Here is a 14,336-nt window from a genome sequence, read left to right on the forward strand (position 1 = left end):
GCCGCGGGCTTGGTCAATTCGCCAGCAAGAGCAGTTCGGCGGAATAGAGCGCAAGGCCCGCAAGGCCGCCGATCAGCATGCCGTTGAAACGGATATACTGCAGGTCGCGGCCGATGTTGATCTCCATCAGCCGGGTCAGTTGGCCAAGGTCCCAGCGCCTGACCTGTTCGGCAATGAAGCCCGAGACGCCGCTTTTCTGGCTCTCGACGAAAGACGCAAGCGCGACCACGAAACCGGTGTTCATGTCGGCGCGAATCTGCGGATCACGCGCCAGGTTCTGGCCGACCTCGACGAACAGGTTGGTCAAGTGCTTTCGCGTCATCGAGTCCGGCGATGCCACATCCTGCTCGATGAAACCGCGCATGCTCCTCCACACGTCGAGGGCCAGTCCGCGCAGTTCGGGACGGGCGAGGAAATTGCGCTTCAGCTGTTCGGCGCGCTTGGCATAATCGGGCGAATGGCGAAGCTGATCGATGAAGCCATGGACAAAGCGGTCGAACTCGCCGCGCAGCGGATGATCGGGATCGGCCCGGACCTCCTCCAGCAAGGTGGCTGCGGACGCGACGATGCGCTTGAGCAGATAGGCGTCGGCACGGAACAGGTTGAAGACGGAAGGCAGCTCCTCCCTGATCTTTTCGCGCAGCACGGCCAGCGCCTGCTCGTCGCTCAGGAAATTGCCGATGATCTTGGTGAACTCGTCCAGCATGCGCTGGTGCCGGCGATCATCCGTGAAAGCCGACAGCAGCTCCGCCGCCAACGGCGCCACATCAATCTTGCCGAGGCGATCGAGCATGCGGCGCGTGGCGAATTCGCGCAGCCCGGAGCCTTCGATCGCCTGGAGCATCTGCGGGACCAGCCGGCCGACGAAACGCGACAGCCCCTCCGCCCGGCTGCGATCCGACAGCCAGTCGGCGACGAGGGCTGCGAAATCCACCTCCTTCAGCTTCTGCCGCACCGGCTCGGGCGCCAGAAAGTTGGCCTCGATGAAGCGGCCGAGATTTTCGGCGATCCGGTTCTGGTTGGAGGGGATGATGGCCGTATGCGGTATCGGCAACCCAAGCGGCCGCTTGAACAGGGCAACGACGGCGTACCAATCCGCCAGCCCGCCTATGGTGGCCGCCTCGGCGAAGGCGGCGACAAAGCCAAGCCAGGGCCAGCGTCCCTGCAGCGACTTTGCGATCGCGAACACGCACACGCACACGACCAGGGCGGCAGTCGCCAGAAACTTGGTCCTGCGCAGCGCTGCCAGCTTTTCGGCATCGACGGCTTTGGCGGAAGGTGTCATGCCGGCCGGAAGGGCCTGGCTTTGCGGTGAGGACATCGGTCGCCTTCCCTGTTCGTCACAGGGACTATATCGGCACAGCCTCTCACCGCTTCAATTCGAAAAGCGAACCTAGGCGGCGATGGCCTTGCCGACCTTGCGGCGTCCGAAGTCTGCCGGCGCGAGAAAGCCCATATCGGGATCGGCCGCTCCGTCCGCGTCGAGTTCGATGATGCCGTTGGTCTCGCCCTGCGCGAAACTCAGCTTGGCATTGAAGCGACGGGCCAAGGCCCTCATCGCGGAATTGTTGGCGTGTGTCGTCACCTGCAACCGGGTGTAGCCCAGCCCCTTCGCCTGGGCGATGATCCGCCGGAACAGGCGCCCGCCGATCCCCCTGTGCTGCAACTGGCTCTCGACGCTGAACGCGATCTCGGCCGTGGGCTCGCGCTCCTCCGGGCGTTCATGCAGTTCGGCCGCGCCCAAAACCTTGTCACCCTCGACATAGGCGATGACAATCACCCCCTGGTGGAAGCTGCGATCGGCATAGGAGCGGAGAAAGCCGTCGTCGGTCAGGCCGTTGAAGCGGTCGCGGCGGCTCTGCGCGTCAAGTCTCAGCAGATGTTCGGCAAAGCGGGGCAGATCGGATGGCCTGAGCTGGCGGATGATCCCCGTCAGCGGCCGTTGAGCTTGCTTGATCTGTTCCATGTCGTAGTCCTCATGGGTTCCTCCCCAGAGTCTTCGACTCCCGACATCGGCAATATTGTGCCATGCAGCAATAACTTCAACCCGTGAGCCCGGTCAGGAATGCAAGGCTGGCCTGCGTCCGGTGCGGGGCCGCAATTGCAGTTACCTGATGTTTCCTGTCCAGATTTGTTGACATCGCTTGTCTGGAATTGTTCTAAGGTGTAGGCCATATAAGAAGCCTGTCCGCGCCACAGCGAGGAATCACCAATGCGTCTTACCCGCCAGACCAACTACGCCATGCGCATCCTGATGTATTGCGCGGCCAATGAGGGCCGGCTGAGCCGTGTCCCAGAGATCGCAGCCGCCTACACGGTGTCGGAGCTGTTTCTGTTCAAGATCCTCCAGCCTCTGGTCGAGGCCAAGCTGGTGGAAACCGTCCGCGGCCGCAATGGCGGCGTGCGGCTGGCCAAGCCAGCCGACCAGATATCGCTTTTCGATGTGGTGCGCGTCACCGAAGAGAGCTTCGCCATGGCGGAGTGCTTTGAAAGTGACGCAGCCGAATGCCCGCTGGTCGACAGTTGCGGGCTCAATTCGGCGCTTCGCGAAGCGCTGAATGCGTTTTTCGAAGTCCTTGGCCGCTACACGATCGCGGATCTGGTCGCTGCGCGTCCCAACATGCGCGATCTGTTGGGCATCGATTTCACTCCGCCCCGCGCCCTGGCCGGCTAGCTCGACACCGATATCGCAAGCCCCGGCCACACGAAGGCGCTTCGTGGTGGTTGCGCCGGGGCAGCCGCGTCGCTACATGCGCGGCATGAAAGTCAAGGACGCCGACATCATCATCGTCCCCGGATACACCAGTTCCGGGCCCACCCACTGGCAAAGCCGTTGGGAGGAAAAGCTGTCGACTGCGCGCCGTGTCGAGCAGGACGAATGGTCCAAGCCGGTGCGCGAGGACTGGACGGCCAAGGTCATCGATGCCGTGAACGCCGCCGAGCGGCCGGTCGTGCTCGTTGCCCATTCGCTGGGCATACCGACGGTGATCCATGCCATTCCAGGCTTCAAGAAGCGCGTCGCGGGCGGATTTTTCGTTGCCCCGCCGGATGTTTCCAACCCGGCTATGAAGCCAAAGCACCTGATAACGTTCGGCCCCTATCCGCGCGACCCTTTGCCGTTTCCGTCCGTGGTGATCGCCAGCCGCAACGATCCCTATTGCGCCCACGACGTTGCGGAAGACATCGCCGCCGCCTGGGGTTCGCTGTTCGTCGATGCGGGCGAATCCGGTCACATCAATTCGGATTCCGGCCACGGGCCGTGGCCGGAGGGATCGATGGTGTTTGCGCAGTTCCTGTCGCGCCTGGAAGGCTGACGGGCGCTCGTCAGCCGAGCGATTTCCTGAGATCGGCCAGCAGGCCTGCGGCGCCGGCTGAGATCAACTGGTGTTCCGAGCCTGTGGCAAGCAGTTGGAAGCCCATCTCGACGAAGCGTCCAGCGATCTTCGGATCGGTGACATAGATAGCGGCATGCTTGCCGGCGGCGCGCGTCCGCTTGGCGATTGCAGCCACCGTCTCCATCATGCCTTCGAGCGTGCCGTTGATCGTCTCGCCCTTGGACCAGGCGATGGAAAAGTCGCCAGGGCCGACAAAGATGCCATCGATGCCAGGGGTCGACAGGATGCCGTCAAGCGCCGCGACCGCGGCATGGGTCTCGACCATTGCAAATGATACGGTGCGAGCGTTGCTCTCCCTGAGCCACTTGACCGGGTCCTTGCTGCCTGCGCGGGGCGCAGCGAAGGTCGGCCCCCAGGAGCGCTCGCCCAATGGCGGATACTTCATCGCCGCCGCGAAGCGCTGTGCGTCTTCCACCGAATTGACCATCGGCGCGATGACAGCCTCGGCGCCGAAGTCGAGCGCACGGCTTGCCATGTCGAAGCGGCCAACCGGAACCCGGACGATTGCATGCTTGTTGGCGCGCAGGACTGGCGCAAGCGAGCGCAGCACACTGTCTTCGTTGTGGCCGCCGTGCTGCATGTCGAGGGTGACCGCATCGAACCCCTGCCCGGCAAGTATCTCGACCGTCAGCGCATCCGGCACGCCCGACCAGGCGGTGATGATGGTCTCGTTGGCGTGCAGTCTCTCGGCAAGCGACATTATTCTCTCTCCGTGTCGGGCGTCATTTCACCCGGAAGCGACCGGAGTCGCAAACAAAAACCGCCCGGAATCCGGGCGGTTCGTTGGTCCAGTCCGGCAAGGCCTGGAAAATCAGGTGTTCTTGACCTGCTCGATCGCCTGAGCCATCAGTTCGTCCATGGTGCGGCGGATCTGATGGTCGGACTGGTCGACGCCGGCGGCGTCGAAGTCGGCGCGGATCTTGCGGAACACGTCATGGTCGCCGGCTTCCTCGATGTCGGAAACGACCACTTCCTTCGCATAAGCGTCTGCATCGGCACCCGACTTGCCAAGCTTTTCGGCAGCCCAGAGGCCGAGCGCCTTGTTGCGCCGCGCATTCGCCTTGAAACGCAGCTCCTCGTCGAAGACGAACTTGCGCTCAAAACCTTCTTCGCGGTCCTTCATGTTGCTCATGGCAGTCCTCCAGGGAGTGGGAAATCGATTCGACTTCCGGTGCATATGATATCGTCTTCCTCAAACCAAAAGGCCGAGGCGCGGTCAATATCCCTCTTTTGCTCCGTTTAGCGCCATGGTGCGGCATTTCCGCAGCAAAAGGCGTTAATTGGCCGGAAATGATGATTGAGCAATGGCACCGATTGAGGTAGAGACCGCCCTGAAACCCACAGCCGCCGCGGCTTTGCGGCGTGAGAAAGGGACCGGTAGCTTGCCGTCCACCCTTCCAACCAGAGAAACAATCAAATGAAGAGTCGCCGCCGCATCTACGAAGGCAAGGCCAAGATCCTTTATGAAGGCCCCGAGCCGGGTACCCTGATCCAGTTTTTCAAGGACGATGCCACCGCCTTCAACAAGAAGAAGCATGAGGTCGTCGACGGCAAGGGCGTGCTCAACAACCGCATTTCCGAGCACATCTTCAACCACCTGAACCGCATGGGCATTCCGACCCACTTCATCCGCCGGCTCAACATGCGCGAGCAGCTGATCAAGGAAGTCGAGATCATCCCGCTCGAAGTTGTGGTGCGCAACGTCGCCGCCGGCTCGCTGGCCAAGCGCCTGGGGATCGAGGAAGGCACCGTGCTGCCGCGCTCGATCATCGAGTTCTACTACAAGGCCGATGCACTGGACGATCCGATGGTCTCGGAAGAGCACATCACCGCCTTCGGTTGGGCAAGCCCGCAGGAAATCGACGACATCATGGCGCTCGCCATCCGCGTCAACGACTTCCTCTCCGGCCTGTTCATGGGCGTCGGCATCCAGCTCGTCGATTTCAAGATCGAATGCGGCCGCCTGTTCGAAGGCGACATGATGCGCATCGTGGTTGCCGACGAGATTTCGCCGGACAGCTGCCGCCTGTGGGACGTCGCCACCCAAGACAAGCTCGACAAGGACCGTTTCCGCCGTGACATGGGCGGACTGGTCGAGGCTTACCAGGAAGTGGCACGTCGCCTCGGCATCATGAACGAGAACGAGACGCCCCGCCCTACCGGGCCGGTTCTCGTCAAGCACTGACCAGATCCAAGCACGGGCGCGAGTAACTTCGCGCCCGACTGTTTTCCAATTCGACCCCGGAGTGAAATGCCCGTGATCAAGGCCCGCGTCACCGTCACCCTCAAGAACGGCGTGCTCGACCCGCAAGGCAAGGCGATCGAACATGCGCTCGACGGCCTCGGCTTTGGCGGCGTCGGCTCGGTACGCCAGGGCAAGGTCTTCGACGTCGAAATCGACGGCGCCGACAAGGCGAAGGCGGAAGCCGACCTCAACGCCATGTGCGAGAAGCTTCTGGCGAACACGGTGATTGAGAATTATAGTGTGACGCTTATCTGAGGTTGCACCGGAGGGCCACGTGCCTGAAGTCACCAACGAGCTGATGTACGAGCTTTTGAAGCGCGTTCACGGCGATCTCTCGGAAATGAAGTTCGACCTCCAGGAGATCAAACGACGCATGACAGGTGCGGAAGAAGCGCTGGCTGGCGTGAACCGCAGACTGGATCGTCACGACGAACGGCTCGAACGCATCGAGCGGCGCTTAGAATTGCGTGAACTCGCCGAACCCCAGAGGCCTTACGAACCGAAATGAAATCAGCTGTCGTCCTCCTCCCCGGCCTCAACCGCGACCGCGACATGATTGCGGCGCTGACCAAGATTTCCGGCAAGGCTCCCGTCACCGTCTGGCAGACGGACACCGAGATTCCCGATGTCGACCTGATCGCCATTCCGGGCGGCTTCTCCTTCGGCGACTATCTGCGCTGCGGCGCGATCGCGGCCCGCATGCCGGTGCTGCGTGCGGTGGCCGAAAAGGCCGCCAAGGGCGTGCAGGTGGTGGGTGTCTGCAACGGCTTCCAGATCCTGGTCGAAGCCGGACTTTTGCCCGGCGCGCTGATGCGCAACACCTCGCTCAAATTCGTCTGCCGCGAAGTGAAGCTCGAGGTCGCCAACGCAAACACCGCCTTCACCCGCAACTACGCGGCCGGCCAGATCATCCGCTGCCCTGTGGCGCATCACGATGGCAATTATTTCGCCGATCCCGAGACGCTGAAGCGCATCGAGGGCAGCGGCCAGGTGGTGTTCCGCTACGCCGAGGGCACCAACCCGAACGGCTCGATCAACGACATTGCCGGCATCGTCAACGACAAGGGCAACGTGCTCGGCCTGATGCCGCACCCCGAAAACCTGATCGAGGCGGCGCATGGCGGCGAAGATGGCCGTGCCTTGTTCGAAAGCGCGCTCGGCCTTTCCAAGGCGGCCTGAGCGGCAAGCGTCCGGCATTCTCTCCAGTCATCCACTGCAAAGGCGGGCATCGGCGAATGAAGTCACTCCGGATTCTGGCGGCAACAGCCGCTGTCATCGGCCTGGCCGCCTGTAATTCGGGCCCGAAGACGCCAGCCCCCTCGGGCTCGGGCAAGAGCGCGTCGCTTCGCTCGATGGAACAGGTGGCGATCGCCGCCCATAAATGCTGGTTCGCCAGCAAGGACCCGGCCTTCAAGAAGTACCAGATGGCCAATGAGCTCAACAATTTCGGCGGCACGCCGCGCTTCCTGCTGGTGCCGGCCAAGCAGTATGGCGCCCGCCCGCTGCTGGTCGTGCAGGCGCGCGGCGCCTCCAGCCAGGTCGAGGTGTTCGGCCCGCTGATGGACGAAGCGCTCGGCGCCCGCATCGGCTCCGACATCAATCGCTGGCGCACCGGCGACGCCTCCTGCGGCGGAACCGCCTGAGGCATGGCACGGCCGCTGCAACTTGCGGGTCTGGCGATCGGTCTGGTCGGCCTGGCGCTGCAGTTTGCCATCACCATGCCCGCGTCGATTGCCGCCGGCCGCACCGTGCTCGGATCGGTCCTGTTCTATTTCAGCTTCTTCACCATCCTGACCAATATCGGCGTCGTCTTGGTGTATCTGGCCGCATCGCGCGATGCGAAATCCGGGCTGCTCGGCCTGTTTTCCAGTGCGCGGGCCCGCGGCGGCGTGGCCGTCGCCATTGCGCTGGTGATGATCGTCTATGCCACGATCCTCGCGCCACTCTGGCAGCCCGAGGGCCTGTTCCTGCTCTGCGACGTGCTGCTGCACTACGTCGCGCCGACCCTCTATCTCGCATGGTGGCTGGCCGCCGGTGCGGATGGCTCGACCAGGTGGAGCGACATCCCCTATTGGGTTGCCTATCCGCTGCTCTATCTTATCTATGCCCTGGCACGGGCGCCTATTGCGGGCGAGGTTCCCTACCCGTTCCTCGACATCGCCACCAAGGGTGCAACGAGCGTCGCGCTGTCGGCGCTGACGATGACCCTGCTGTTTCTTGTGCTGTGCGTCATCGCGGTTATTGCGGACCACGGCATTTCAAGCTTTAGGAAGGCCGCAAGGCCGAACTGACGGGAAAACCGATGACCATTCAGAACGACGTGAAGATCACCGGCGAACTCATCGCCTCGCATGGGCTCAAGCCGGACGAATACCAGCGCATCCTCGACCTTGTCGGGCGCGAGCCGAGCTTCACCGAGCTCGGCATCTTCTCGGCGATGTGGAACGAGCACTGCTCCTACAAATCGTCGAAGAAGTGGCTGCGCACGCTCCCGACCAAGGGCGACGTCGTCATCCAGGGCCCCGGCGAAAACGCCGGCGTGGTCGACATCGGCGACGGTGACTGCGTCGTCTTCAAGATGGAGAGCCACAACCACCCCTCCTTCATTGAGCCATACCAGGGTGCTGCGACCGGTGTCGGCGGCATCCTGCGCGACGTCTTCACCATGGGCGCCCGCCCCGTCGCCTCGATGAACGCCCTGCGCTTCGGCGCGCCCGACCACCCCAAGACCCGCCACCTGGTGTCGGGCGTGGTTGCCGGCGTCGGCGGCTACGGCAATGCCTTCGGTGTGCCGACCGTCGGCGGCGAAGTCAATTTCGATGCGCGCTACAACGGCAACATCCTGGTCAACGCCTTTGCCGCTGGCCTCGCCAAGACCGATGGCATCTTCCTCTCGCAGGCCAAGGGCGTTGGCCTGCCCGTCGTCTATCTCGGCGCCAAGACCGGCCGTGACGGTGTCGGCGGCGCGACCATGGCGTCGGCCGAGTTCGACGACAAGATCGACGAGAAGCGTCCGACCGTGCAGGTCGGCGATCCGTTCACCGAAAAGTGCCTGCTCGAAGCCTGCCTCGAACTGATGGCCTCGGGCGCCGTCATCGCCATCCAGGACATGGGCGCCGCCGGCCTGACCTGCTCTGCCGTCGAGATGGGCGCCAAGGGCGACCTCGGCATCGAGCTCGACCTCGACAAGGTGCCAGTGCGCGAAGAGCGTATGAGCGCCTACGAGATGATGCTGTCGGAAAGCCAGGAGCGCATGCTCATGGTGCTGCGGCCCGAGAAGGAACAGGAAGCCGAGGCGATCTTCGTCAAGTGGGGCCTCGACTTCGCCATCGTCGGCAAGACCACCGACGACCTGCGCTTCCGCGTCCTGCACCAGGGTGTCGAAGTCGCCAACCTGCCCATCAAGGAACTCGGCGACGAGGCGCCTGAATACGACCGCCCCTGGGTCGAGCCGGCCAAGCGCGGGCCGCTGGCGGTGGACGACGTTCCGCAGGCCGACGTGGCCGACGCTCTGCTCAAGATGCTCGGCGGCCCCGACCTGTCGTCGCGGCGCTGGGTCTACGAGCAGTACGACACCATGATCCAGGGCAACTCGCTGCAGCGGCCGGGCGGCGACGCCGGCGTGGTTCGTGTCGAGGGCCATGCCACCAAGGCGCTGGCGTTTTCGTCGGACGTGACGCCGCGCTATTGCGAGGCCGATCCTTATGAAGGCGGCAAGCAGGCGGTCGCCGAATGCTGGCGCAACCTGACCGCGACCGGCGCGCTGCCGCTTGCCGCCACCGACAACCTCAATTTCGGCAATCCCGAGCGCCCCGAGATCATGGGCCAGTTCGTCAAGGCCGTCACCGGAATCGGCGACGCCTGCCGCGCCCTCGGCTTCCCGATCGTCTCGGGCAACGTCTCGCTCTACAACGAGACCAATGGCCAGGGCATCCTGCCCACCCCGACCATCGGCGGCGTCGGCCTGATCGACGACTGGTCGAAGATGGCGAAGGCCTGCTTCGCCAGCGAGGGCGAAGTGATCCTTCTGGTTGGTGGCCCCGCCCAGTGGGGCAGCCACCTCGCGCAGTCGATCTACATGCGCGACATTCACGGCCGCACCGACGGCCCCGCGCCCGCCGTCGACCTCGAGCACGAGAAGAAGGTCGGTGACTTCGTGCGCAAGCTGATCCGCAACGGCACGGCAACGGCCGTGCACGACCTCTCCGACGGCGGCCTGGCCGTGGCACTTGCCGAGATGGCGATGTCCTCCGGCATCGGCGCCACGGTTCCCGGCCTCAGCGGCACCAACCCGATCCCGGTGTTCTTCGGCGAGGACCAGGGCCGCTACCTGGTCACCGTCAAGCTTGACCCGAAGTCGGCCGGCATGCAGGAGTTGTGGAATGAAGCCAAGGCGCTCGGCATCCACGCTCCGTGGATCGGAACGACCGGCGGCAAGGACCTGAAGCTGGGCGAAGCACGGGCCGTGAGCGTGGACGAGTTGACCTCGGCTCACGAATCCTGGTTCCCTCGGTTCATGAATAACTGAGTAGGAATACCGACATGGCAATGGATGCCCACGACATCGAAAAACTGATCAAGGAAGGCATTCCGGACGCCAAGGTAACCATCCGCGACCTCGCCGGCGATGGCGACCACTATGCCGCCGAGGTGGTGTCCGAAAGTTTCCGCGGCAAGAGCCGCGTGCAGCAGCACCAGATGGTCTACGACGCGCTGAAGGGCAACATGGGCGGCGTGCTGCACGCGCTCGCCCTGCAGACCAGCATTCCGGAGTAAGGCCCCCGGGCCTTGCCGACATGTCGCGCCGCCCAAGCTCTCCCGATAGCGAGATCGCGCGGCGCGCCTATGCCTCCTTCGCGGAGCGATATGACGCTGCCGCGCCGACCAAGCCGCACAACGCGCTCTACGAGCGCCCGGCGTCGCTTTCGCTTCTGGGCGACGTTGCCGGGCGCGATGTGATCGACGCCGGCTGTGGCTCCGGCATCTGCTCCGAGAAACTGGCACGCGGTGGCGCCCGCGTCCGCGCCTTCGACATCACGCCCGAAATGCTCGGTTTGGCCCGGAAGCGTTGCGCCGGCCTCGACGTCGATATCCGTGAGGGCGACTTGAGTAAGCCGCTCGATTGGCTCGCCAGCAACAGCGCCGACGCGATCCTGTGTTCGCTGGCGCTGGACTATGTGCGCGACCTCGCACCGGTTTTCTCCGAGTTTCATCGCGTCGCACGCCAGGGCGCGCACCTCGTCTTTTCAATGGGCCACCCGATGCGCGATTGGACCGATCCGCGCAGCCGCGGCGACGCCAACTACTTCGCGACCAATCTGTGGGGCCTGCATTGGGGCGGTTTCGGCGCCCCCAACCCATATGTCGAATCCTACCGGCGCCCGTTGCAGGACATTCTGAATGGACTGGCCGACGCCGGGTGGCGGCTCGATCGCTTTGTCGAGCCGCTGCCTTTGGCTGAAATGGAAGCGGTAGATCCCGAGCATTTCCGAGAATTGAGCTTCTCGCCTGCCTTCATCTGCGTGCGGGCGATCAAATAGCCATCTCGACATCGGCCGAATGGTCTCCTATTCATCGGCCACAGCGATCCGAAAACCTGCGAGCCAGCCCATGTCCTTCATTTCCGATCTTGTCGAAGGCGTCGTCGACGGTGCGCTGAAGGACATACTGAAGAAGACCACAGGCACGTCCAAGCGTACCCGCAGGCGCAAGCGCACGACGTCGACCAGTTCGGCGACACTGCGCCAGATCGAGAAGCTTTTGAGGCCAGCCAAGAAGCAGACGAGCCGCAAGCGCACCGTACGGTCGAGATCGAAGGTTCGGCGCCGCACCTAGGCGCCAGAACTGTCCGCAACGCCGCAGTCCGGTTTTCGGGTCGACAAACCGCTTGGAAAGCCCGACAGTTGCAACCACATAGTGGCAAGTGCTAGCAGTCTAGCGAACATGCCGGTACGTCACTCCGGCCAGATTGAGGTTTAGGGCGCCATGAGCGGAATGAACGAATACATCGATAGCGAAGTGAAGAGCCAGGATGTCGTGGTCTTCATGAAGGGCACGCCCGGCTTTCCGCAATGCGGCTTTTCCGGCCAGGTCGTCCAGATCCTCGATTATCTCGGTGTCGACTACAAGGGCGTCAACGTCCTGACCTCGAACGAGCTTCGCCAGGGCATCAAGGACTATTCCAACTGGCCGACGATCCCGCAGCTTTACGTCAAGGGCGAGTTCGTAGGCGGCTGCGACATCATCCGCGAGATGTTCCAGGCCGGCGAATTGCAGTCGTTCCTTCAGGAGAAGGGCGTCAGCGTCAAGGGCGCCGCCTGACCTAAAAAGTACCGGCTCCGGCCTGTTCCGGGGTCCCATTTGTGGCAAATGCGCCGGCTTGCCGGCGCATTTCCGTTTGAATCGGATTCCAGAATGGAACAGAAAGTCTCCCCGAGCGCCCAGCAGGGCGCATTCGCGATTCCGCGTTGGGAATTCATCGCCCTCGCCGCAGCCCTGATGGCCGTGAACGCGCTGGCCATCGACATCATGCTGCCCGGCCTGCAGGAAATCGGCGCCAGCCTCGGCGTCGAAAACGAAAACCACCGGCAATATGTGGTCACCGCCTATTTCGCCGGCCTGGCGCTGGCGCTGCTCGGCTATGGCCCGATCTCGGACCGCTTCGGCCGCCGTGCGCCGCTGATGTTCGGCCTCGGCATCTACGTGCTCGCTGCCTTCGCCGCAGCCTTCGCCCCGACCTTCGAGACCTTGCTCGCCCTGCGCTTCATCCAGGGCGTCGGTGCGGCATCGACCCGCGTGATCGCGGTTTCCGTCATCCGCGACCGCTTCGGCGGGCGCCAGATGGCCGAGATCATGTCGCTTGTCTTCATGGTGTTCATGATCGTTCCGGTCATTGCGCCGGGGATCGGCCAGGTGATCATGCTGTTTGCCGAATGGCACATGATCTTCATCGTCATGGCGCTTTCGGCAATGGCCATCATGTTGTGGGCGGCGATCCGCCTGCCGGAAACCATGCATCCCGAAGACCGGCGGCCACTGTCCTTGCTGTCGGTGGCACAGGGCTTCCGCACCGTGCTGACCACGCGCATGTCGCTTTGGTACACGCTCGCCTCGATGATCGTCTTCGGGGCGCTGTTCGGCTTCATCAATTCGGCACAGCAGGTCTATGTCGGCATTTACGGCCTTGGCGTCTGGTTCCCGGTCGTCTTCGCCGCCATTGCCGGCATGATGTCGCTGTCGTCGTTCCTCAATTCGCGGCTGGTGGTTCGGCTCGGCATGCGGCGGCTGTCGCATGGCGCCTTGATCGGCTTCCTGTTGGTCAGCGCTGTCTGGTTCGCCTGGTCGCTGACGGGACCGGTGCCGTTCCCGGTCTTCATCGTGCTGTTTGCGCTGGCGATGTTCCAGTTCGGCTGGATCGGCTCGAACTTCAATTCGATCGCCATGGAGCCGCTCGGCCATATCGCCGGCACGGCCTCATCGGTCCAGGGCTTCATGCAGACGATGGGTGGCGGCCTGATCGGCGCCGCGATCGGCCAGTCGTTCGATGGCACGACCATGCCCCTGGCAGCCGGGTTCTGCGGCGTCGCCGCACTTGGGCTGGTGATGGTGCTCATCGCCGAACGCGGCAAGCTGTTCCGCGGCCAGCACGACGTCAAGCCGGTAGTGACCGAGGTTCACTGAGCCGGCGACAGGCCCGCAAAGTTGAACAGCTTGCGGTCGAGCAGATGCGACGGGCGCGTATTGGCAAGCGCCCGCAGCATCGTGTCCTTGCGGCCCGGCATGCGCTTTTCGATGTCGTCGAGCATCGCCTTCATGGCATTGCGCTGCAGCCCTTCCTGGCTGCCGCACAGGTCGCACGGGATGATCGGGAACTTCATGCCATCGGCGAATTTCGCCATGTCGGCCTCGGCGCAGAAGGCGAGCGGCCGCAGCACCGTGACATCGCCCTCGTCGTTGAGCAGCTTGGGCGGCATGGCGGCAAGGCGGCCGCCATGGAACATGTTCATGAAGAAGGTCTCGAGGATGTCCTCGCGGTGGTGGCCGAGCACCAGCGACGAACAGCCCTCCTCCCGCGCGATGCGGTAGAGATGGCCGCGCCGGAGCCGCGAGCACAGCGAGCAATAGGTGCTGCCCTCCGAGAGCTTGTCGGTGACAATGGAATAGGTGTCGCGATACTCGATGCGGTGGGCGATGCCATTGGCGTTGAGATAGTCCGGCAGCACGTTCTTGGGGAAGTTCGGCTGGCCCTGGTCGAGGTTGCAGGCGAGCAGGTCAACCGGTAGCAGGCCACGCCATTTGAGATCAAGCAGGACCGCCAGCAGCCCGTAGGAGTCCTTGCCACCCGACAATGCCACCAGCCAGCGCTCGCCGGGCCGTGCCATGGCATAGTCCTCGATCGCCTGGCGGGTCAGTCGCAACAGGCGCTTGCGCAGCTTGTTGAACTCCACCGAGGACGGCGCGTCACGGTAGAGCGGAAAGGAAGGCCCTTCCGGCTCGGCGAGCGCGTCCTGTTCGTGAATGCCCATCGGGGGTCGTCCTTCAATATCTGATGCGATGCCGTCATGGCGGCATACGCTATTGAAGGGGATATTTCGCAAAAACGCCTGCGGCGCAAGACGTGCCGCAGGCATGCAGCCCAGACGAACGGAGCGGCCGTCGCCGGCCGCCCTCGCTGTTCGTGGCTTTCTCGAGCCTGA

19 protein-coding genes are annotated in these 14,336 nt (G+C 63.5%); 14 read left to right on the top strand and 5 right to left on the bottom strand.

Translation table 11 applies throughout. From position 1 onward, the window contains the following. Positions 1 to 13: 13 nt before the first annotated feature. Together ASC75_RS00170 and ASC75_RS00175 are read right to left on the bottom strand one after the other, a co-directional pair. The gene (locus tag ASC75_RS00170) at positions 14 to 1,321 is read right to left on the bottom strand and encodes a DUF445 domain-containing protein (RefSeq protein ID WP_082496332.1); all 1,308 of its coding nucleotides are present in this window, start codon (positions 1,319 to 1,321) and stop codon (positions 14 to 16) included. 72 nt (positions 1,322 to 1,393) lie between these two features. Then, positions 1,394 to 1,966: a GNAT family N-acetyltransferase gene (locus ASC75_RS00175; protein ID WP_055968970.1), complete on the bottom strand. Its 573-nt coding sequence runs from the start codon at positions 1,964 to 1,966 to the stop codon at positions 1,394 to 1,396. Positions 1,967 to 2,212: 246 nt separating this feature from the next. Here ASC75_RS00175 and rirA point away from each other — a divergent pair, with 246 nt between their 5' ends. Next, positions 2,213 to 2,674 carry an iron-responsive transcriptional regulator RirA gene (gene rirA / locus ASC75_RS00180; RefSeq protein ID WP_055968972.1) on the top strand — a complete coding sequence of 154 codons (462 nt, stop codon included), beginning with the start codon at positions 2,213 to 2,215 and terminating at the stop codon, positions 2,672 to 2,674. Positions 2,675 to 2,759: 85 nt separating this feature from the next. Further along, complete coding sequence (locus ASC75_RS00185; protein ID WP_055970570.1) at positions 2,760 to 3,314, top strand: alpha/beta hydrolase; 555 nt, start codon at positions 2,760 to 2,762, stop codon at positions 3,312 to 3,314. A 10-nt stretch (positions 3,315 to 3,324) separates the two neighbouring features. Here ASC75_RS00185 and ASC75_RS00190 read toward each other — a convergent pair whose 3' ends face one another. Both ASC75_RS00190 and ASC75_RS00195 read right to left on the bottom strand, forming a co-directional pair. After that, a complete protein-coding gene (locus ASC75_RS00190) occupies positions 3,325 to 4,095 on the bottom strand; it encodes an HpcH/HpaI aldolase/citrate lyase family protein (protein WP_055968975.1) in 771 nt (256 codons plus the stop codon). 111 nt (positions 4,096 to 4,206) lie between these two features. Then, positions 4,207 to 4,527, bottom strand: coding sequence for a DUF1476 domain-containing protein (locus ASC75_RS00195; protein WP_055968978.1), 321 nt, complete (start codon positions 4,525 to 4,527; stop codon positions 4,207 to 4,209). A gap of 285 nt (positions 4,528 to 4,812) precedes the next feature. Between ASC75_RS00195 and purC the strand changes: the two genes are divergently transcribed. The 12 genes from purC (at position 4,813) to ASC75_RS00255 (ending at position 13,320) form a co-directional block, all read left to right on the top strand. Then, positions 4,813 to 5,580, top strand: coding sequence for a phosphoribosylaminoimidazolesuccinocarboxamide synthase (gene purC / locus ASC75_RS00200; protein WP_018427486.1), 768 nt, complete (start codon positions 4,813 to 4,815; stop codon positions 5,578 to 5,580). Positions 5,581 to 5,652: 72 nt separating this feature from the next. After that, positions 5,653 to 5,895 (top strand): phosphoribosylformylglycinamidine synthase subunit PurS, encoded by a 243-nt coding sequence (gene purS, locus ASC75_RS00205; protein WP_055970572.1) that lies wholly within the window; start codon positions 5,653 to 5,655, stop codon positions 5,893 to 5,895. Between the two features lie 19 nt (positions 5,896 to 5,914). Continuing rightward, positions 5,915 to 6,148: a hypothetical protein gene (locus ASC75_RS00210; RefSeq protein ID WP_055968981.1), complete on the top strand. Its 234-nt coding sequence runs from the start codon at positions 5,915 to 5,917 to the stop codon at positions 6,146 to 6,148. Continuing rightward, positions 6,145 to 6,819 carry a phosphoribosylformylglycinamidine synthase subunit PurQ gene (gene purQ, locus ASC75_RS00215; protein ID WP_055968984.1) on the top strand — a complete coding sequence of 225 codons (675 nt, stop codon included), beginning with the start codon at positions 6,145 to 6,147 and terminating at the stop codon, positions 6,817 to 6,819. Before ASC75_RS00210 ends, purQ begins: the two co-directional genes overlap by 4 nt. A 56-nt stretch (positions 6,820 to 6,875) precedes the next feature. After that, entirely contained in the window at positions 6,876 to 7,283 is a 408-nt protein-coding gene (locus ASC75_RS00220; RefSeq protein WP_055968987.1) for a hypothetical protein, read from the top strand. A gap of 3 nt (positions 7,284 to 7,286) precedes the next feature. Further along, a complete protein-coding gene (locus tag ASC75_RS00225) occupies positions 7,287 to 7,931 on the top strand; it encodes a Pr6Pr family membrane protein (RefSeq protein ID WP_055968990.1) in 645 nt (214 codons plus the stop codon). A gap of 11 nt (positions 7,932 to 7,942) precedes the next feature. Next, a complete protein-coding gene (gene purL / locus ASC75_RS00230; RefSeq protein WP_055968993.1) occupies positions 7,943 to 10,168 on the top strand; it encodes a phosphoribosylformylglycinamidine synthase subunit PurL in 2,226 nt (741 codons plus the stop codon). 14 nt (positions 10,169 to 10,182) lie between these two features. Next, complete coding sequence (locus ASC75_RS00235) at positions 10,183 to 10,416, top strand: BolA family transcriptional regulator (protein WP_055968997.1); 234 nt, start codon at positions 10,183 to 10,185, stop codon at positions 10,414 to 10,416. 20 nt (positions 10,417 to 10,436) lie between these two features. Then, on the top strand, positions 10,437 to 11,180 hold the full coding sequence (locus ASC75_RS00240; RefSeq protein WP_055969000.1) for a class I SAM-dependent methyltransferase: 744 nt from the start codon (positions 10,437 to 10,439) through the stop codon (positions 11,178 to 11,180). Between the two features lie 70 nt (positions 11,181 to 11,250). Further along, complete coding sequence (locus ASC75_RS00245; RefSeq protein WP_055969003.1) at positions 11,251 to 11,475, top strand: hypothetical protein; 225 nt, start codon at positions 11,251 to 11,253, stop codon at positions 11,473 to 11,475. A gap of 150 nt (positions 11,476 to 11,625) precedes the next feature. After that, positions 11,626 to 11,961: a Grx4 family monothiol glutaredoxin gene (gene grxD, locus ASC75_RS00250; protein WP_055969006.1), complete on the top strand. Its 336-nt coding sequence runs from the start codon at positions 11,626 to 11,628 to the stop codon at positions 11,959 to 11,961. A gap of 138 nt (positions 11,962 to 12,099) precedes the next feature. Further along, complete coding sequence (locus ASC75_RS00255) at positions 12,100 to 13,320, top strand: multidrug effflux MFS transporter (protein ID WP_055970574.1); 1,221 nt, start codon at positions 12,100 to 12,102, stop codon at positions 13,318 to 13,320. On the opposite strand, the gene ttcA is transcribed toward ASC75_RS00255, so the two are convergent. Next, positions 13,314 to 14,165, bottom strand: a complete 852-nt coding sequence (ttcA, locus tag ASC75_RS00260) for a tRNA 2-thiocytidine(32) synthetase TtcA (RefSeq protein ID WP_055969008.1) — start codon at positions 14,163 to 14,165, stop codon at positions 13,314 to 13,316. The genes ASC75_RS00255 and ttcA overlap by 7 nt on opposite strands. Positions 14,166 to 14,336 lie beyond the last annotated feature (171 nt).

It is taken from the genome of Aminobacter sp. DSM 101952 (assembly GCF_001424795.1).
GTDB lineage: Bacteria > Pseudomonadota > Alphaproteobacteria > Rhizobiales > Rhizobiaceae > Aminobacter > Aminobacter aganoensis.